The 18,513-nt window shown below is 38.5% G+C and carries 19 protein-coding genes and 1 tRNA gene; 9 read left to right on the plus strand and 11 right to left on the minus strand.

Annotated elements, in window-relative coordinates:
* Nucleotides 1-320: 320 nt before the first annotated feature.
* The 4 genes from O9324_RS00740 (at nt 321) to O9324_RS00755 (ending at nt 3,361) form a co-directional block, all read left to right on the plus strand.
* Nucleotides 321-815: a helix-turn-helix domain-containing protein gene (locus tag O9324_RS00740; protein WP_079210086.1), complete on the plus strand. Its 495-nt coding sequence runs from the start codon at nt 321-323 to the stop codon at nt 813-815.
* Between the two features lie 396 nt (nt 816-1,211).
* Nucleotides 1,212-2,111 (plus strand): agmatinase, encoded by a 900-nt coding sequence (speB, locus tag O9324_RS00745; RefSeq protein WP_079209843.1) that lies wholly within the window; start codon nt 1,212-1,214, stop codon nt 2,109-2,111.
* 46 nt (nt 2,112-2,157) lie between these two features.
* Nucleotides 2,158-2,231, plus strand: a tRNA-Val gene (locus O9324_RS00750).
* Between the two features lie 80 nt (nt 2,232-2,311).
* Nucleotides 2,312-3,361 (plus strand): Rieske 2Fe-2S domain-containing protein, encoded by a 1,050-nt coding sequence (locus tag O9324_RS00755; protein WP_287739691.1) that lies wholly within the window; start codon nt 2,312-2,314, stop codon nt 3,359-3,361.
* Between the two features lie 161 nt (nt 3,362-3,522).
* Here the strand turns inward: O9324_RS00755 and O9324_RS00760 are convergent, their stop codons facing one another.
* The 4 genes from O9324_RS00760 to O9324_RS00770 form a co-directional block, all read right to left on the minus strand.
* On the minus strand, nt 3,523-4,206 hold the full coding sequence (locus tag O9324_RS00760; protein WP_002770854.1) for an N-acetylmannosamine-6-phosphate 2-epimerase: 684 nt from the start codon (nt 4,204-4,206) through the stop codon (nt 3,523-3,525).
* Nucleotides 4,207-4,406: 200 nt separating this feature from the next.
* On the minus strand, nt 4,407-4,916 hold the full coding sequence (locus O9324_RS00765; protein WP_002770856.1) for an inorganic diphosphatase: 510 nt from the start codon (nt 4,914-4,916) through the stop codon (nt 4,407-4,409).
* A 160-nt stretch (nt 4,917-5,076) separates the two neighbouring features.
* Nucleotides 5,077-5,271 carry a TLTLP motif-containing protein gene (locus O9324_RS27390; RefSeq protein WP_012267246.1) on the minus strand — a complete coding sequence of 65 codons (195 nt, stop codon included), beginning with the start codon at nt 5,269-5,271 and terminating at the stop codon, nt 5,077-5,079.
* Between the two features lie 1,072 nt (nt 5,272-6,343).
* Nucleotides 6,344-7,522, minus strand: coding sequence for an AI-2E family transporter (locus O9324_RS00770; RefSeq protein WP_193960867.1), 1,179 nt, complete (start codon nt 7,520-7,522; stop codon nt 6,344-6,346).
* A 274-nt stretch (nt 7,523-7,796) separates the two neighbouring features.
* Here O9324_RS00770 and O9324_RS00775 point away from each other — a divergent pair, with 274 nt between their 5' ends.
* A complete protein-coding gene (locus O9324_RS00775; protein ID WP_287703408.1) occupies nt 7,797-8,132 on the plus strand; it encodes a type II toxin-antitoxin system PrlF family antitoxin in 336 nt (111 codons plus the stop codon).
* Between the two features lie 23 nt (nt 8,133-8,155).
* Complete coding sequence (locus tag O9324_RS00780; RefSeq protein WP_288139231.1) at nt 8,156-8,632, plus strand: type II toxin-antitoxin system YhaV family toxin; 477 nt, start codon at nt 8,156-8,158, stop codon at nt 8,630-8,632.
* A 285-nt stretch (nt 8,633-8,917) separates the two neighbouring features.
* On the opposite strand, the gene O9324_RS00785 is transcribed toward O9324_RS00780, so the two are convergent.
* The 6 genes from O9324_RS00785 to O9324_RS00810 form a co-directional block, all read right to left on the minus strand.
* Nucleotides 8,918-9,478 (minus strand): PIN domain-containing protein, encoded by a 561-nt coding sequence (locus O9324_RS00785; protein WP_190359400.1) that lies wholly within the window; start codon nt 9,476-9,478, stop codon nt 8,918-8,920.
* On the minus strand, nt 9,462-9,941 hold the full coding sequence (locus O9324_RS00790) for an excisionase family DNA-binding protein (protein ID WP_288139226.1): 480 nt from the start codon (nt 9,939-9,941) through the stop codon (nt 9,462-9,464). The genes O9324_RS00785 and O9324_RS00790 overlap by 17 nt, the downstream gene beginning before the upstream one ends.
* A 471-nt stretch (nt 9,942-10,412) precedes the next feature.
* Nucleotides 10,413-10,979 (minus strand): CPBP family intramembrane glutamic endopeptidase, encoded by a 567-nt coding sequence (locus O9324_RS00795; RefSeq protein ID WP_288139227.1) that lies wholly within the window; start codon nt 10,977-10,979, stop codon nt 10,413-10,415.
* Nucleotides 10,980-11,014: 35 nt separating this feature from the next.
* Nucleotides 11,015-13,354: a hypothetical protein gene (locus tag O9324_RS00800; protein ID WP_288139228.1), complete on the minus strand. Its 2,340-nt coding sequence runs from the start codon at nt 13,352-13,354 to the stop codon at nt 11,015-11,017.
* 13 nt (nt 13,355-13,367) lie between these two features.
* Nucleotides 13,368-14,039 carry a DUF1822 family protein gene (locus tag O9324_RS00805; RefSeq protein WP_002746707.1) on the minus strand — a complete coding sequence of 224 codons (672 nt, stop codon included), beginning with the start codon at nt 14,037-14,039 and terminating at the stop codon, nt 13,368-13,370.
* Nucleotides 14,040-14,155: 116 nt separating this feature from the next.
* Complete coding sequence (locus tag O9324_RS00810) at nt 14,156-14,731, minus strand: hypothetical protein (RefSeq protein WP_194032910.1); 576 nt, start codon at nt 14,729-14,731, stop codon at nt 14,156-14,158.
* Nucleotides 14,732-15,009: 278 nt separating this feature from the next.
* Between O9324_RS00810 and O9324_RS00815 the strand changes: the two genes are divergently transcribed.
* From O9324_RS00815 to O9324_RS00825, 3 genes are all read left to right on the plus strand, one after another.
* Entirely contained in the window at nt 15,010-16,323 is a 1,314-nt protein-coding gene (locus O9324_RS00815; RefSeq protein ID WP_288139229.1) for a tetratricopeptide repeat protein, read from the plus strand.
* Nucleotides 16,324-16,362: 39 nt separating this feature from the next.
* Nucleotides 16,363-16,911, plus strand: coding sequence for a hypothetical protein (locus tag O9324_RS00820; RefSeq protein ID WP_002746712.1), 549 nt, complete (start codon nt 16,363-16,365; stop codon nt 16,909-16,911).
* Nucleotides 16,912-17,324: 413 nt separating this feature from the next.
* Nucleotides 17,325-17,624: a DUF4282 domain-containing protein gene (locus tag O9324_RS00825; protein ID WP_002746713.1), complete on the plus strand. Its 300-nt coding sequence runs from the start codon at nt 17,325-17,327 to the stop codon at nt 17,622-17,624.
* Between the two features lie 116 nt (nt 17,625-17,740).
* Here the strand turns inward: O9324_RS00825 and O9324_RS00830 are convergent, their stop codons facing one another.
* Nucleotides 17,741-18,247, minus strand: coding sequence for a pentapeptide repeat-containing protein (locus O9324_RS00830; RefSeq protein ID WP_288139230.1), 507 nt, complete (start codon nt 18,245-18,247; stop codon nt 17,741-17,743).
* Nucleotides 18,248-18,513 lie beyond the last annotated feature (266 nt).

The following is an 18,513-nucleotide window of genomic DNA, read 5'->3' on the forward strand; positions in this document are numbered from 1 at the left end:
CAATTGCTTGGCGGACGATTGAAAATAATCTAACTCCATTGCGTTCACAATTACAGGAAATTTTAGAAAATGAAGCCGAAAATTAATCTATAAAAATCCCCCTCAACTTATTCAATTAAGGGGGAATGAGTTATATAAAAAAGGCAATTTAACCGACGTTAGCGGCTTCTTTTTCGAGGGAATGAGAGCGTTTTAAAGCTATATAAAGCAGTATTAAGACAAATAACTTAAATCTAAAAATAATATTAAATTGACCGTACAACTGATAATGTCATATAATGTCAGGTAAAAGCTTATTAATCTGGATTCTGTGTTTAACAATGAACAATTTTGATATTCATTCTTTAATTACAACTGTTGATAATCTCATCTTCTCCTATACAGGAGAGAATTTAGATGATGTTCAGTCTGAAATCTTAGAAGGGGTGATTAATCACCAAAAATACACAGAAATCGCTAAAAATCATCATCGTTCCGAGAAATATGTCAAGGATGTAGCCGGTAAGCTATGGAAAACCTTATCGGAAATTCTAGGAGAAGAAGTTAATAAAGCTAATCTTAGGTCTAGTCTGCGAAGATATTATTATAATGTCGCTAACAATAATGTATTTGGAATCCAAATTAGCGAAGGTAATATCTGTAATCAACTACCAGAAAATCAGTTACAAAAACCTAATATTGCTGAAGAATATAAACTCGAAATCGCTACAGAATTGATGAAAGAAGGCTTAAACGTCGAACAAATTGCTAGAGTGTTAAAACTTCCCTTAGAATTAGTTAAAGAGCAACTCGAAAAACCTAAGCAACCTAATTAGAAGTTAGGTTGACAGTGGTAGAGGGTGTTAAGCTATCGTTACAGCAGTTATCTCAATAAGTAGGTGGGTGGAATTAAATATAAGATGAACGTAGGTTGGGTTGAAGCATGAAACCCAACGCCGGTTCATGTTACGCTACCGCTAACCCATCCTACAAATAATTGTGCCTCCCTACTTATACCAAATCCGGTTATTAAAAACTGATTATTTATTCTCCCTTTTGCATGAGTGTCTCTTGCATGAGTGCCTCTCCTGATATGTAGCCTATACTCAACGGATTTAGTATTAGTAGATATGTATGAGGTCAGTTCAGGTTGATGAGAAAGGCTGTAATAGACAAAAATAGTCAAAATATTTATAATAGAAGGTTGGACTAAAATTTTCTGTGACTTGCCCATGTTATTGTCTGGCGCCACCGGTAGCGAACAATTTTTAGGGAGTGAAGCGATCGCCACTTACGCCACAGCTAAGGCCGTGATCCTGCCGATTCCCTACGAGGCCACCACCACCTATCGCAAGGGTTGTGAAACTGGACCGGCGGCGGTGATTACTGCTTCCCAACAATTGGAAGCTTATGACGAGGAACTTAAGAGGGAAACCTGTTTAGAAGTGGGCATCTATACCCATGATGCGATCGCCGATACCCGTCAGCAACCGCAATTGTCCGCCGAGGAGATGTTAGCCGTCACCACAGCTACAGTTTCGCGTTTAATTGCCGATGATAAATTTGTCGTCGCCGTCGGGGGTGAACACGCTATCACTACGGGAGTAGTACAAGCTTACCGACAAGCTTTATCGGAACCTTTTACTGTGGTTCAAATTGATGCCCATGGCGATATGCGTTTTGAGTACGAAGGCTCCCACCATAACCACGCCTGTGTGATGCGTCGGGTGTTAGAAATGGGTTTACCGACCTTACCCGTGGGAATTCGGGCTATTTGTCGAGAAGAAGCGGAATTAATCGCTAAACAGCAGATTCCCGTGATTTGGGATCGAGATATCGCCGGTGATCCGAATTGGATCGAAAAAGCGATCGCCAAAATTAGCACCGAGAAGGTATTTTTAACCATAGACGTGGATGGCATCGATCCGGCTTTAATTCCGGGGGTGGGAACACCTGAACCGGGGGGGTTAAGTTGGCATCAAACCCTAGGCTTTCTCCGTCGTCTTTTCCAAACCCATCAAGTGATTGGCTGCGATGTGATGGAATTGGCCCCGATTAGTGATTCGGTGGTCTCGGAATTTACCACTGCCAAGTTAATTTATAAGTTAATTGGCTATCAATTTACTGCCTAGGGGCTTGCCTAATTAGGAGCAATCGTGTTATAATAACAATTCGTGCGGACGTATAGCTCAGTTGGTTAGAGTACATCGTTGACATCGATGGGGTCACTGGTTCGAATCCAGTTACGTCCATAAATTATCTGCCCTAGTCCCGGTCATAACCTTCATCTCTAATGATAGGATGAACGATCGAAGCTCTCCAGACAAATCTTATGACTAGCTTACTGCGCGACTTTTGGTATGTGGCCACACCGGCAAATAAACTTAAACCCGGTCAGCTAATGGCCAAAAAAATGCTAGGTGAACCGATTGTTGTTGGCAGGAGAGAGGATGGAGAAGTGTTCGCATTGCGGGATATTTGCCCCCATCGTGGCATTCCGCTGCACCATGGCTGGATTGAAGGGGATGGGGTGTACTGTTGCTATCATGGCTGGAAATTTAACACTAGCGATGGCGTTTGTTCTGAGATCCCCTCATTAACGGAACACGATCGCCTTGATATTAGCAGAATTTGTGTCACCAGTTATCCCTGTCGTGAAATACAAGGTCATATCTGGGTGTTTATTCCGGCAGACTCAAAAAGAGAAATTAATCGAGAAAATCTGCCCCCTGTGCCGACTATTGCCGATTTTGGCAAACTTACCCCCAAAATAGCCGAAACTATCACTTTTGACTGCAATATTGACCATGCAGTGGTGGGATTGATGGATCCGGCCCACGGTCCCTACGTTCATACTTCTTGGTGGTGGCGCAGCGGTCCGCGCCAATTTCGGGTCAAAGAAAAACAATACGAACCTGTTCCCCTCGGTTTCCGTCTTGCTCCCTATGATATGCCTGTAAGTGCGAAACCCTATAAAATTTTGGGTAATAAAGTATCGATTGAAATTGTTTTTGAATTGCCCTCGGTGCGTACAGAAATACTACGAGGCGACCGCCATTTAGCCTGTGCTTTTACGGCAATTACTCCCATCGATGAAAATCACTGCGAAGTCCATCAAAGTTTATACTATACGATCCCTTGGTTGGCATTTTTAACCCCTCTTTTGCGTTATTTAACTCGACAATTCCTCAAACAGGATCGCGATGTGGTGATTAAACAACAGGAGGGACTTAGTTATCATCCAGCTTTGATGTTAATTGATGATGCCGATACCCAGGCCAAATGGTATTATCGCCTCAAGCAAGAATACGAAAAATCTCAAGCAGAAAAACGGGATTTTGTCAACCCCATTAAAGCACAAATTTTACGATGGCGTAGTTAGAATTTGATGATTTTATTACTGGACTTGCCCACTGATTATTTATTCTCCGTTTTGCCTTTTGGCTATTGCCTCTCCTCAATTCACAAACCGGGGGATTTTAATCGCTTTGGTTGTCGCTATTTTAGCAGGTGCGGCTAAACTTTTTGTTTTTTTACCTCCCATTAATCTTTTGATAAAATTCCTTGTAAAAAAGCGCTAGTTTTTAAATCAATCCCTGTAATTGCCGTGCCAACAACTACCGAATATGCACCAACTTCTAGGGCTTTTTTTGCTTCTGTTGGAGTCGATATTCCTCCTTCACAGATAACAGGAACTGATAACTTATTAACTAATTCTTCTAGGAAAGAAAAACTCGGCGGTGGCAGATTTTTAGTTGCTTCTGTGTAACCGTAAAGAGTTGTACCGACAATATCAGCACCAGCTGCCACAGCATAAATAGCACTTTCGATCGAGTCTATATCTGCCATGACTAATTTACCAGTTTCCTGATGAATACGATCGATAATTGTGGCTAAATTTTCATCATTAGGACGCTTTCTGGGGGTAGCATCCAAGGCAATTATATCGGCACCCGCATCGGCAATGGCGAGAGCATCTTGATATTTGGGAGTAATATATACCGAACAATCGCGATAATTGCGTTTCCAGAGTCCAATTATCGGTATATCCGGCAATTGTTGACGGGTAGCTTTCAGATGAGCGGGACTATCAATTCTTACCCCACAAGCACCCCTATCCACGCAAGCATGAGCCATGGCAGCAATAATTATAGGATCGTGCAGAGATGACTCCACTGGCGCTTGACAGGAGACGATTAAACCCGATTTTAAGGTTTCTATTCGCATAAATTGGGGTGTAGGGAAGTGGGGAAATGGGGAGGTGGGGAAGTGGGGAAGTGGGGAAGTGGGGAAATGGGGAAATGGGGAAATGGGGAAGTGGGGAAACTTTTCAGTTATCAGTAAACAGTAAACAGTAATCAGTGAACTGATAACTGATAACTGATAACTGATAACTGACTCCAGCAACAAACTTTTTGCCGCAAACCTTACTTATAAGCAGCAATACACTGTTCAACTAAAGCATTTACTGCGTCCACATCTTTCCAACCGAGAATTTCTGTGACTTTTTTCTCTAGATTCTTATAGGTTTTGAAAAACTCGGCGATTTCTTCCAAGCGATGGGGAGAGACATCTTTGAGAGATTTTACCTCTGCATAACGGGGATCTTTAGCGGGAACACAGAGAATTTTTTCATCGCGATCACCACCATCGATCATTTCTAACATACCAATGGGACGCGCCGTAATCACACAGCCGGGGAAAGTAGGCTGATCCATGATCACCATACCATCTAAAGGATCGCCGTCATCGGCGAGGGTATTGGGAACAAAACCATAATCACAGGGATATTGTACCGAAGAATAGAGAACGCGATCGAGAGCAAAGGCGTTTAAATCCTTATCAAACTCGTATTTATTCTTACTACCGGCGGTAATTTCCACTAAAACATTAATTAAACCGGGTTTCGGTTGGGCAGGAATGCGCGATAAATCCACAAGCTTTCTCCAAATACAAGACAATAGCGCCTTTAGAGTCACCTAAAAGCGCAAGCAAAATTAAAACACACTTTGATTAACTCCGATCCAAATTCTACCCATAAGGGGGATCGGGACGAAGAAAAAAATTTTACCTTGGCAATCGTCTATCTCAATTCTGTCACCTCATTTGCCTCGTTAGGGAGTAGGATGTGTTACCGGTAAGGGGTTCTTCGGTATAGTTAGGCGTGGAGTTATATCCAATCGCTAACAAGGGTAACGTTAGGGTCAGAATTGCGATCATGGTTCCGAGTAAATTGGCCCACCTATGACTAGGAGGTTCGGAAGTCTTCCCTGACGGGTTGCTTGATTCCATAAAGGGGTCGTGTTGAACTCGACAAGTAAAGAATACGAGAGATATATAGAGCAGTCAGCTATCGGCCTTGAGCTTTTAGCAAATTACTGCTGTTTTTTGCCTTTGGGCTTGGTTAACGTCTCGTTAAAAAGCGAAACATTAACAGCAATACTCTCCCTACTAATTATATTTTACCAATTCTTTTCCAGGAGTTCCCTCTGATACTTTTCTTGACGATCTCTCCAGATCATGGTCTGTTGGTGTTTGTCCATGTCATAAGCTGTTCGTAATTTAGATTGCTTGTTGAGACGAGGCAAAAGGCAACAGTAAAGGGATTGCGGGAGGTTCGGCTAATCTAAGAATAAGGGACTTGCGCTTTGATAATGTACCTTTTGGGCGAACGCAGTTCGCCCCTACATTGTGGACAAAATCCGTTACTGTAGGGGCGCAATGCTTGCGCCCTCCGGATCGATCAGGTTTGCTGATCACCCTAAGTAGGGGGAGAGCCTTCGAGATTTTAGGGACTTGCGCTTTGATAATGTGCCATCTGGCTGGTCTGGTTCTTCTACAGAGCGATTTTCTGGCTGGGATATTATTCCTACGCAAGTCCCTAAGCGGTTTAAATGCGTCTTAGCTTACTAAATCAGTTTTTAATAACTGGATTTAGTATCAATCCACAAAAAAAATGTCTGAAAAGCCCAAATATTAAGCGATCCAAACATTTTTTCATTGCAATCGGAGGGTGATATTGACTTTATGTCTTAACTTCGAGCTTACGATAGAAACCTGGCTGTTAATGTAGCCTATTTAACCAAAATATTGATTTTTTGCTGATTTATCGGGATAGACAATCACCTTTTCTTAGAAATTATCCGAGTTTGGAGACAATTGGTCAGCTAATCTCCCAATAAGCTAGGTTTCAGAGACCAGCAAGGCATCCTCAAGCCTTGATTTGTCCTTGCTTGTCATGGACAGCAATCAGGGCAAGTGGAGTTAATCTACCAATATTTACATCATAACTCGATCGAGGGAGAAAAACCAAGAACCTGCGAGAAAAATGCCGATCACCTCAGATCATACCGTCAGTCATTTTTCAGCGAGAAACCACCTCGCTAGAGGATTCCGATTCTAGGGGGAGAGAGGGTTTAATTATCCCGTATTTTGTCTCCTCCGGTGTCACTTGACGGATAACCTCCAAAGCTTCCTTGATCATTACTGCCATGGGAACCGCGATAATCACCCCTAGTAAACCGCCCACTCGCGCCCCCGTCAAGACCGAAACCAACACCCAAAAGGGATTTAACCCGGTGACACTGCCCAAAATCCGGGGAGCAATGCCGTTTTCGACAATTTGCTGCACCACTACAGCTACGGCTAAAACTTGCAGAGCTAAACCAATATCGCGCAAAGCTAGTAAAGCTGTCACCGTGACAATGCCTACAGTTCCCCCAAAAGGGATTAAGGCCATGGTACCAATCAAAAGGCCAAATAGAAGACCAAAAGGGACTTTAATCGATAAAAATGCCGTGACTAATCCCAGGGCCATGCAGGTGGCACAAATCACCTGACCGACAAAGTAATTCTGAAAACTTAAGCGTAGGGTTAGGGAAAAGGGTTGTTGGACGGGTTTGGGCAACCATTGGATAATACTCCTCCAGATATCGGGACTGTGGAGAAGTAGATAAAAGGTGAGGATAATGGTTAGCAGCACATCAAGCACTCGCACCACGGTAAAAACGGTGAGATTAAGGGCTAAATTAACGCTTCTTCCCGCTAAAATTTGCAATTCTGCCCCTAAACGACTGTTAAACTGAGCGATAACACCATCGAAACTGATCGGAATCGGTAGATTCATCGTGTCGATTTTGGTATCTAGTTGCATCAGTTGGCGCTGTCCCGAGTCTAACCATTCTGGCAATCTGTTGACAAATTGCTGCGCTTGGGTGAAGACTAAGGGAACTAGGGTGATTCCCACGGCCACAAAAATTAAAATCGTGATCAGGGAAACCACGATCGCAGCTAAACCCCGTTTTAATCCCTGACGTTCCAACCAAGTCACCGGATAACCCAAGAGAAAAGATAGAACGGCCGCTATCAGTAAAATAACAAATAAAGATTCAAAATAGCCAAAAATTGCCGATAATGCCCAGGCATTCAGAACGATAAGTGGTGCAGCTAGAGCAATCACCAGTAAGCGAGATAAGGAATTCAGGGATTGCCACCACGTCTGAACCCAATTGCGTTTCGGGGGAACGACTTTAACTTCCACCATGAAGCCTCTTAAAGGGTTTGTTTCAATACTTGTATTCTGACAGATCGAAGCCTAACCCGCTAACTCAACTGGGGGGAAGTGGGGTGATGGGGTGTGGGATGCTGACAGGTTTAGGTTTATTACAACAACCTTATGGGTGTAACGGGGGCATCCTGCCGACATTTAAGGTGAACGGCTCCGTTAGGCTGTAGATCTAGTCACTCCATACTTGACAAGACAATGCAGTTGCATTACCATCAATATCTAGTTTTTACAGACAGGTTTAGAGGTCGCAATGGCTGCAACGATGGCCCCATGCCCAGAATCCACTCTTACCGATCGCTATCAGACTACAATTCCCGATTCTGTTCGCAAAGTCCTTGGCTTGAATAAGCGTGATAAAATCTGCTACAACATACAGGCCGACGGCAAAGTATGGATTTCCAGGGCTGACGAGGCAGAAGAAAATGATCCAGTGCTTGGGAAATTTCTGAATTTTCTTGCACAAGATATGGAACAGAACCCTCAACACATACAGGCAATTAGTTCTAACCTAGTCAGTCATGTTCAATCCTTGGTCTCTGGGGTTGATCTGGATCTTGATGCACCACTTCTGGATGAGGACGAATAAGGTTGTCTATAGATCAGCCCCTAGTGATTAATGGATGGAGCATATTTGCTCATCCTCTGTTCCTTGAACAGTTTGAAGAACTTGTGATGCAGGTTGAAGAGCTGCGTCACAAGTTTCCTCAAGATTACAAAAGGAAAAATGCTACAAAGCGTCTAGCTGCCATAGCAAAGTTAGCCTTTGATACTATTCCTCAAGACCCAACTCGCAGTGAGTATCGACTGGGAACTACGCTTGGAGACGATTACAAGCACTGGTTTAGAGCCAAGTTTTTTCAGCAGTATCGACTGTTTTTTCGATATCATCAAGAGAGTAAAATAATTCTCCTCGCTTGGGTCAATGATGAAAACTCTAAGCGAGCTTATGATAGTAATACAGACGCTTATAGAGTCTTTAGGAAAATGCTAGATACTGGTCATCCTCCAGATGATTGGCATGACTTACTCAAAGAGGCGAAAAGTACAATTAGCCGTTTACGAGAAGCTGCTGAAACCGAAATTTAATGATAGATATGTCTGGACTTCCCCCATACAGACATACTAAAAAATTAACAAAACCCTTATGGAGCTTCTCAGAAAAAATTGAAAAGAGGCTACTGGGTACATTTTTCACTTGAAAATGGCTTTACCGTTGACTGTATCTGGAGTAGAGCGATTCTGTAGAGTTGGCTGTCTAGCGATCGCTAACTTGATCGTAACAGATAGTGTCATCAATCTCTAGAGTAAGCGATTCCCTCTGTAGCCATGTTTAGATAGCTAGTACATTTACACTAGAGAAGTTCAGTTATATCAAAGAATTTTAGTTATCTTTTGACAAAAATTAGATAAATTGGCTTTTTTATCTAAAAACTCTAGTAATTCAGCTAGAGATTTTTGAGGATTTTTATATTTCTCGACCTGCCGATTTAGACTGAATTTAATTTCTTCGGGATATTCATCGAACAAATGACTTAAAAAAGTATCAGGAGATTGAGCCTTTATACCCCAAGTTTCTAAAGCTGACAGTGAAAAATCGGCAAGATTATTAGTTAAAATTAGATTAGCTTTAGCCATAACAGCAGTTGCTAAAACATGACGATCTTTTAAGTCGTTTGTCATTAACTCAATTAAACCAGATGGCACTTCAATCATGGCTTCGGGAAAAGCTGCTTTCATTGTCTCCACTAAATTAAGGGCTTTTATTGAAGTTATATTATATCGATTAATCAGATTGCGAGTTGTTTCTTCTAAAATTAATTTCGACCAGTAAGGGGAGTATAAACCTCGCCAAGCAATTGATAATAAAGTATCGCGTAAATACTGAGGAATAAGAACACAAGCATCTAAAACAACCCTAGGCTCTGCTGTCATCTAGGTTTAATTCCTCATCTTTTCTGTATAGTCCTTCCGCTTCAGTCATGGCTACAAGGTTATTTAAAATTTGTTCTCTTTCTCGATATTTTTTCTCTTTATATATTAGTAAATCTTCTCGTTTTATCCGTCTATCACTGCCTACATTAGTCGATAAAATTTGCCCCTGTTCTAGTAATTTTATTAGATAAGAGTTAGAAACATTTAACAAATTAGCCGCTTCTTCTATAGTTAAATCCTGAGGGGTAACATTTAACTGAATTACCTGTCCTGATGCTAAGGCAGCTACACTGTAACGAAGTACCATTAAAACCGATTCGGGAATATGGATATTTTCTCCATGTTCGGTTACGAGTCTCGTCGGGATTTCTCTATTAAGCAGCTGATTTAATTGGGTTATTTGTTCAGTTTCTTCGGGTTCGACAACAAAATGAGTTGGGTCAAAATTAGAATATTTACTCATATCAAAGAATGACTCCACGCATTGATATTATTTCACCTCATTTTAACATACCAATCTGACAGGGGGACAAGAACCCTGAAATCGATACATCATAAGCTTTCTAGAGCTTTTGATCGAATAAGTTTTCCGCACTGGCTCCCATTTATCGATAAAATTCCTAGTAAGCTCGCTCCCATCCCTGATTCTTTCGTTAGCTTTTTGCTGGTCATCGATCTATTTTTGGCGAGAGAAGCTAGAAGCTTGTGTGGTCAAAGCTTCTAGCTTGCTTGTCCCCCTGTCAGCTTCCAATTTGGTGCAACTGGCAATTGGTTTAGTCCAAAAGGAAGTCGTAATAGCTATAAAATTAAAGCTTATGTAATTCCCAAAATTTAGTCTTTATAATTGCCTTTTAATAAATAGATGAAGGAAATCTATGGTCAACCTTTTAATTTATAGTATGGCTAGGGTTTTTGTATTGCATGAATAAGTCGGTTATACACTGCCTGTAAGAATTGCGATAATACCAAGAATTGTATGGCTAAGGGTAATACTATAAAAATTCTTAAAGCGATTATAGTGATATGCCCAATATAAACCGATAATTAAACTTAATAAAACTGTTAGCAGGTCTTGATAAATACTATGAGCAAAACTATAAAGAATAGCAGTGATGATAATGATATAACCTTGATTAAGTTGAATTTGAGCAAGTCGATTAAAAAGGTAGGAACGGTATAAAAATTCTTGTAATGGAGATGAAAGTGAAATGTAAAATACATAGAAATACCAAGGAATACCAGTGTTATCAATTCGCATTCCATTATTAAGATAAAAAACAATCATTAAAACGGAAGATATTATGGTTACGGGTAAAATATCTTTAATCGCTGGTAATAAATTTTGATGATTAAAGCCTAAATCTGCTGGAGCAATCTCGTTGAGCATCGCTAGACCGATAATCAAAGCTCCTGTGATGGTTAATACTAAAAAGCGATCGCTAAAGGGAATAACCTTTGTTAGAATTAAAACAACAGGTAGGATATAGAGAAAAGAGATCACTACAGAAGTTGTTATTTGTGATGATGATAAGAGTTTCATGAGCGTAAGAAATTAATAAGTTTTTTAAAGCTTACAATTTTTTTTTCTAATTGTTTCCCTTCAATCAAGAAAATGATAATAGGATATATGACCAGCATTAGAAAGAAAAACCCCCCTGTCCAAGTAACAAAGAGACTTTTACTAGCAAGACCGAAGGATTGGTTTATTTTTGACAAAATGAATTGATTTATTGAAATTGAGAAAACGAAAACGAAAATGGCAATAAAAAGAAAAGCTAAACTTGCTTTATGATTCCATATTTTAATTCTAGGATTTTTGATTATAAAAACAATAGTCATTAATAGAAGAAAAACAATAAATAAATAAACAAAAATTCTGAGATTGGTTTCTAAGTTATCTGTTTGAAATAATAAACTTTTAACTTGTTTGGTATAATAATTATCAAAAGGGATCCAGAGAAGCAATCCGATATCACACAACAAAATATATTTGAAATACTTATCAATGTTAAATACAGAGTTATCATTAAAAATATTTTCCGACAAAAAAGCTGTCAATTCAAAAGCACAGAAAAAAATTGCCCAGTAATTGAACAAATAAAAAAAGCGACTTATAGAGTAATGCTTTGACCAAAGTTGATGACTATGGGCAATACTCAAAAAAATTCCATTAGCTTCATTATTTTTTTCAGGACGCTGAATAATTCCCTTAATAAAAGCTTCGATATATTGTTTATCAAGATTAACTTTCTCTTTTAAATTAATTTCATTTAACCATTGAGGAGGAAGTTGATACTTATTAATATTTTTACTGATTAGAATTGCATTTAATTCCTGTATTTCAAGAATAATACTGCTATCGGGTTTAATTTCAAATAAGAATAACGGATCAGAATTTAATTCTGTAAAAATAGCAATTATAGATGCAAATGCAATAAGAGTAGTAACCATCAAAATTATTCCTGTTTTTTTTAGTATTAAGCTAAAAGCTCGATAAAGAGAGAATAGCGACAAAGGCAGAAATAGTGAAGGATAAACAATGATATGAGGATAAAGCTGTGCATAAAACCGCAAAGTATTAAGACTGCCAAATTCTCCTAAAATATTTAATGGTAATCCAACTACTATAACAATTAAAACAACTAATAAAATTAATTCACATTTAGGACCCAAGCGACGTTCTATAAACAAACTATCCCAAGTTAACTCAGGGGCTTCTGGGTTAGCGACAATAACAGGTAGCCAACTTTTTCCCGATGGTTTAGCTTCCTTATCATATTCCAATAAGATTTGTTCACGAGCATAACGCATGGAGGCAAATATAGATTTTTCTCTTTCCACAAAAGCCTTTAGCAAATGATTAAGTAATGTACCGGCAAAGAAAGAATCAACTCTTTCCCGCATTACGATACAGTAAGGAAGATTCAGAGAAGTTAGTTGATTGGCTAATCCTAAACCGTCACAGGAGTTAAAAATTGCCAGTTGTAGTTTATCATTAATCAATTTTTGCATCCATTTGGTTAATTCATTAATCTCAATTTCTTTTGTTTGAAGTTTTTGATTATTATCTAACCAACTAATTTGCAGCCAGCCAATTCTACCGTCTGGATTACTGTGACTATGACCTGCAAAAAAGAAGATATGCCAACCAGCTGGTTCTTCTAGTGCTTCAATTAATTTTGAGTAATTCGGCTGGTAAAGTATCTGAATAAAAGCACCATATTTTTTTAATCTATTAAGAGATTCTTTTTCTTGTTTATATTCATTATTTTCATCTAATTCGTTATCTGCGAAAATAGCTAAAATACGAACTCTTGTATCTAAGCGGTTAATGGTTTGTTTTTGTTCAGGACGTGCGAAATCCGTTGCGCTCACAGATAACTCTGTATTTTTGTGCAGACGAAATAAAGGATGCAAAAATTCCCACTCTTGCCAAGGAAATCCTCTTAATATTCGATCTTCAGTTTGTATAAAAAGTTGAATTTCTTCTTGTGAATTTGCGTATTTTTCTAAGGTGTTTTGAATTTTTGAGTCAACTTCACCCTTTTCGTTAATCCAACTTTGAGTATCTGTTAACCATTGATTCATTTCTGTTTTTAAATTTTCAGCCAGTTTCTGTAAACTAATATTACCATCGGTACTTAATAGTTGTTCAGAAAGAGATTTTATTTCAGGTCGTCGAGGAGAGTCTGGAATAATGTAATTTTTCCAGATATTAAATGTCTGACTAAGTTGCTCTGGCATAATTGAAAGATAGGAGCTTCTTTCTTCCAAACGGCCTTTAGAGTCAGAGATAGTCAAAGTGACGGGTAGAACTGCCATTCGGTTTGGCAATTGAATACAGGAACCAATTTTAAAATAAATTTTTTTTGACATAGCAATCTCTTTTCTATCCTGGAAAGCTTTCTACTATCGTAATTTCATTGAGAGTAAAACTAATTTTAAAAGAATCATTGGTTTTACAAACAAAACTATGTCCTATCGTAAGATCAAGAATATTAGTTTGATCATTGGTTCTTTGAGGGGGAAAAAATTCTCCTTCTTCATCGAAAACAGAAACAATTAGGTTTTCAGGCAAATAACCTTTACCATTTTGAGGTCTAACTTTCAAATAGATGCGAATTTCTTTGTTATTAATTTCGTCAATAGTCAAAATTAATTCGAGTAGATGTTGGTCTAATTCAATTACTTTTTTTCGACTAATTGAGTTCCCAAGCGTTGCCGTTTTAAATCCTTTATTTTCCAGACAATTTTGCCAGAAACTCCATAGGGAAACTATCTCACTTTTTATAGATTCAATAGTGGTTGATGTTTCTATAACAGCAGATTCTTGAATCGTTATTGTATTTTTAGATATATCTAAAATTTTAGCATTTGATTTAGGTTCTTCTAAGACTATAATTTTTTTTAGACTAAAGGCTTCTAATTCTAAAATAGAAATACCGAGTGCTTTTTCTAATTCTCCAGACTCAAATAGTTCGCATAACCGATCAAGTATTTGATAGTTACCCTTCAGTTGAATTATAGTATTTTGATTTTGTGCGTCAGCCTGATTGGTCATGATTTGCTCCTCAATTTTACCTGTTGAATATTTGTGAATTTAATGATTTTCAGAAATCATTTATTACTTAGCCTTGAGAAAATAATCCCAATAAATTTAAATAAGTTATCATTATCTTACTCTATTATTTGTATATTTTCCTCCTTAATATCAACTTTAAGAAGCCTGAATGCTTCAACTATTATGGAATGATTGATTGAATTTTTATCTGTCTTACTCAGCTTAATATTAATCCCTATCTCTTCATTTTTAACTGAGGAGTAAGTATTTTTTCTATAATTCCAAGTGTAGGCTGAGTTAACATGATGCTCAAGGTAGATAGGAACTCGCGCCCAATCACCTATTTGTTTGCCAGAAGCCAGAAAACTTGTCCATTTGTAAATACTTTTAGACAGGTCTCCTTTAATATTAGTTAAATGTAAATAGCTTTCTATCTGTTTTACATCATAGCCTTGTAATAGTAAACATAACCAACATTTTTCCTTTGCTTTTAGTGTTTTATTTCCTCTTTGAGCGGACTTCCATGCTTCCTTAGGAACCTTATCGATAGATTCATACTCATCTTGAAGAATAAGTACACATTTCAGATCCTCAAATAATCTATCTAAATCCCAATCTTTTTTAGTCTGGGGACAAAGAGTACAAAACCCCCCTCGACAAAGATCACATTTTTGCGTCTCCATTTGGTTCATAAGCTAATTAAGAATTTATCGCAAAGGCTCTCCTGAATATATGGTCAACAACACACTTAGGTCTTTTAACAAGGCTTTAGGCATTAACGAACCATATTCTGCTATACATTTTCGCTCCTGAAGTCAGAAAAGCTGTCACAGAATCAAATATAACATAACTTTTCTCTCTAAAATCTCCAACCTTGGTTGGCAAATACTTAGAGCAGCAGATATTAAAGTTTTATTAGATTCCTTAATCTAGCCATAAAGTCTTGCACAACAGTAGCTTAGGAGATAAAATGGGTAGTTCAACACAGACTCTTCTCGTTGGTGGTAGCGTTGTTGCGATTACTGTCATCGCTTCGACTTTTGCCATCAACAAAGCTCAAGAAACCTTAACCTATCGCCATGAATCTTTTGAAAAGGGACAAATGGCTTATCAATCCGTTAATTGTCCAGAGGCAACAGCTTATTTTACTCGGGTAGAGGAAACAGCCTCGTTTCCTTTCAATAACTTTGATGGTCTAACAGACCTCGCTCAACGAAAGATGGCAACTTGTTCTTCGTTTATGACCGCCAACCAGCAAGCAAAACAGGCAGAGCAACAGAAAAATTTATCAAAAGCCTTGTTTAGCCGGTATCTTTTTAATGAGCAACATGATAAAGATGAGTTAACGCAAGCAGTGAATCGCTCAATCACTGGGTTATTTTCAACCTACGGTGTGGCCAAATTGGCCGGGAGCGAATCTTGTGACGGCTTGGACAAATTAATAAATGGTGGAGCAATACCTAATATTCAGGTAAATTTACCTTACTTTCATGATTCTTGTGCAAAATTCTACGATAAACAAGGGCAATCTCCACAAGCACTAGCCCAACGTCGCCGTTTCCTTGCTGTTGCACCGAGGCATCCTTTATCTCGAAATATCCAGATAGCGGTGGTCAAAAACTCAAACATTTGTTCTCAGGCTTCAACATTTCAAGATATTCCTAATATTGCGAAATTGTCAGCTTTGATGCCTGTAGCTTACATAAATTGTTCACAGGCTTACTACAACACAATTTCTTATCCTGAATCTAAGGCATTTCTCCAGACTTTACGACAGAATTATCCCAAACATTCTTTTGCAAAAGTCGCCAATAACTGGCTTTTCTCAATTAACCAAGAAATTAAAATGGTTAAGTCCGAAATTTACCAGTCTGGCGAAACCATCAAAGCTAAACTCGCATTATGTACAACTACAGGGGTTGTTGGTTTTGGCTGGGTAATTGATATTTGGGAGTTTACCACTGGAAGGAGCTGCGGTCTCGAAGAACGCCTTGAGGATTGGGAACGTTACGGTGGCTTGATTCCTTGGTTTGGGGAAGCAAAAGGACTTGGTAAGGGAAAAAGGGTGTACGATTTTATTCAGGTTGCCTCCCGTTGGCAAGGTATTGACAAAACGCAATCCGCGGCACAGGACGACCAATCTCTCGCTGAATTGCTTAAGGACAAACAAATGATCCTATTATTTGCTCACCATAATCCCAAACTTGCTAAATTGGTAGTACCTCGACTTAATCAGACCGTTGATACCAGCAAAAAAACTCTATTTTTAGAGTATCTTAAGTAACCTATCTCTTTTTTGATATTAATTAGGAGAAAGCATTAAATGAAAATTTACTCGCAACTTATCGCTTTTCTTAGCTGTTTGGCTCTAACCGAGGTGACTATCTTTACAACGCCTTCTTTGGCTAATAGATTGCCCGTTTCTGCTAAGTGTCAAGCTTCTTTAGATAGAACGCAAGCTAAATTGAAGAAAGCTAAGGCATGGAGTTGGCAACTAACTGTTAATGGTGGGAAAGCACCATCTGAATTTAGTATAGAGACTCTAAATTCATCAAATGAATCCACGTGGATTCAATATAATGGACGAAACAATCCTTGGAAAGCAACCAGAAATAAGATAGTACAAATAACAGTCGGTGAACCAGGATTAAACAATGTTGGCAATTCCCCCAAATTTATGGAATCAATCAGTCAAGACATCATATTTTCTTGTTCGGATGTTGTATTGATTAAGTTTTGGCTAGCATATTATTGGGGACCAGAAGTCGGACTTCTTCAAGATGGAAATGTTAGAGTTTTTAAATGTTTGAGTGAGGATAATAGAAATTATGGTGAAGGTTATACTTGGGGATATGATGATTGTTGCTGCTAGTTATTAGACATCTCCAAAAATTATTACTAGCTCACAGCTTGCTTTTGGATTGTGTACTAACCAAACAGTTCAATAAGTCTTGATATTACCCTTAGATTCTTGTTGATTTAGATGGAAACAAAACGCGACAAGTGCAGTATGAATGATAATCTTTACAGAAGTACCCGACAATTAAGTACGTTGAATAATTGTAAACTTTTGTCAAAAAATGCAGTCAGATCAAAGAATCGTCGCTAGACTTCCAGAAAGTTTCTTTTATTTCAGCCTATTGTCATAAATCTACTTCAAGCTTCTGGGTGTGATATACGAAAAATTCTGCGATCGCACCCAAATAGGCTGATATGCCGAAACTTTTCACAGTTCGTTACTCAGACTTCAAAAAATTGCCGTTTATTAAGAGAGGAGCAAGTTAAATGCCGAGTAATTTTTTCAGTTTATTATTCGACCTTTCCTTTTCCAAATTTATTGGAATTAGAATTATTGGTTTAATTTACGGAGTAGGGGGAATTTTTATCTTCCTAATTTCTTTAACATCTTTGATAAATGGATTTCAAGCAGGTCCGGGTCAAGGTTTACTGGCTTTTCTCTTGTCCCCAGTTTTATTCCTATCACTCCTGATTAGCTTTCGCATTGTTTTAGAGGGATTTGTGGCCTCACTAAAAACTGCTGAAAATACTTCAGAGCTTGTTGAACACTTCAAACGGCTTCCGTAAGTCTGGAGTTTTTCATCGCAAGCTTCTGAAAACAAGTTAAGGTCATGCCAAATCATTAACCCTTAAATGAACTACTCCACTATGCTACGCAATCGAGTAGAGTGGTTCATTTTTATTTATTTACACCATGCGTTGCTTCTGCTTCCATCTGGTGCTATGTAATTGTGATCACCATCACAGCTTTGTACACCATTAAAATTAGCACCTGTTACATCCGCCCCTGTAAAATTAGACTTACCTATAAAAGCATTTATCAAACTTGCTCCTTTTAAATTAGCATCCATTAATTGTGTCACCCACATACGAACGCTATTAAGTCTAGCATTTGATAAATTTGCTCCTATTAATTTGGTACCATTCAAGTTAGCTCCCGTCAAAATTGCGCCACTTAAATTGGCTTTGGTTAAATCAGAACCACCAAGACTAGCACCACTTAAATCAGCACCTTGTAGGTTAGCGTGTCTTAGATTTAATCCACTCAAATCTGCACCGCTTAAATCGCATCCAGAGCATTGTTTTGTTTGCTTAAATTTCTTCACATGATCGAGATTTTCAGCGCCGATAGAACTTGCTAAACTCACAGAAGATAGAACGATTATTGAAAAAATGACAGTAAGTTTCATAACTATTTTACCTCAATTTTTTTTCAAACAAATTAAGAAGCAATTATAACATAGTATTTCCCTGATGCGGACGAAAAAGATGTATCCCTCAGTGCATTTTCTGAGGGCAATTTATTCTTCACTAACCAGGGCAATCGCACTTATTTTGTATAAATTGTACTTGACAAACCAGACAGTTTAAGCTGTGGGGGCTAGGGGCTAGACATGGCCGCTTGAATCGAGGACACTATCTAGATATCTCATCAGTCCCGTTTACTGCGACTTAA

Source organism: Microcystis sp. LE19-84.1B (assembly GCF_027531875.1).
GTDB lineage: Bacteria > Cyanobacteriota > Cyanobacteriia > Cyanobacteriales > Microcystaceae > Microcystis > Microcystis panniformis.

What these genes read in the sequence shown, in the direction of transcription:
- O9324_RS00740 (WP_079210086.1), top strand. Translation starts at nt 321, where the DNA reads ATGAACAATTTTGATATTCATTCTTTAATTACAACTGTTGATAATCTC.
- speB (WP_079209843.1), top strand. Translation starts at nt 1,212, where the DNA reads ATGTTATTGTCTGGCGCCACCGGTAGCGAACAATTTTTAGGGAGTGAA.
- O9324_RS00755 (WP_287739691.1), top strand. Translation starts at nt 2,312, where the DNA reads ATGACTAGCTTACTGCGCGACTTTTGGTATGTGGCCACACCGGCAAAT.
- O9324_RS00760 (WP_002770854.1), bottom strand. Translation starts at nt 4,206, where the DNA reads ATGCGAATAGAAACCTTAAAATCGGGTTTAATCGTCTCCTGTCAAGCG.
- O9324_RS27390 (WP_012267246.1), bottom strand. Translation starts at nt 5,271, where the DNA reads ATGGAATCAAGCAACCCGTCAGGGAAGACTTCCGAACCTCCTAGTCAT.
- O9324_RS00770 (WP_193960867.1), bottom strand. Translation starts at nt 7,522, where the DNA reads ATGGTGGAAGTTAAAGTCGTTCCCCCGAAACGCAATTGGGTTCAGACG.
- O9324_RS00775 (WP_287703408.1), top strand. Translation starts at nt 7,797, where the DNA reads ATGGCTGCAACGATGGCCCCATGCCCAGAATCCACTCTTACCGATCGC.
- O9324_RS00785 (WP_190359400.1), bottom strand. Translation starts at nt 9,478, where the DNA reads ATGACAGCAGAGCCTAGGGTTGTTTTAGATGCTTGTGTTCTTATTCCT.
- O9324_RS00790 (WP_288139226.1), bottom strand. Translation starts at nt 9,941, where the DNA reads ATGAGTAAATATTCTAATTTTGACCCAACTCATTTTGTTGTCGAACCC.
- O9324_RS00800 (WP_288139228.1), bottom strand. Translation starts at nt 13,354, where the DNA reads ATGTCAAAAAAAATTTATTTTAAAATTGGTTCCTGTATTCAATTGCCA.
- O9324_RS00805 (WP_002746707.1), bottom strand. Translation starts at nt 14,039, where the DNA reads ATGACCAATCAGGCTGACGCACAAAATCAAAATACTATAATTCAACTG.
- O9324_RS00810 (WP_194032910.1), bottom strand. Translation starts at nt 14,731, where the DNA reads ATGAACCAAATGGAGACGCAAAAATGTGATCTTTGTCGAGGGGGGTTT.
- O9324_RS00815 (WP_288139229.1), top strand. Translation starts at nt 15,010, where the DNA reads ATGGGTAGTTCAACACAGACTCTTCTCGTTGGTGGTAGCGTTGTTGCG.
- O9324_RS00820 (WP_002746712.1), top strand. Translation starts at nt 16,363, where the DNA reads ATGAAAATTTACTCGCAACTTATCGCTTTTCTTAGCTGTTTGGCTCTA.
- O9324_RS00825 (WP_002746713.1), top strand. Translation starts at nt 17,325, where the DNA reads ATGCCGAGTAATTTTTTCAGTTTATTATTCGACCTTTCCTTTTCCAAA.
- O9324_RS00830 (WP_288139230.1), bottom strand. Translation starts at nt 18,247, where the DNA reads ATGAAACTTACTGTCATTTTTTCAATAATCGTTCTATCTTCTGTGAGT.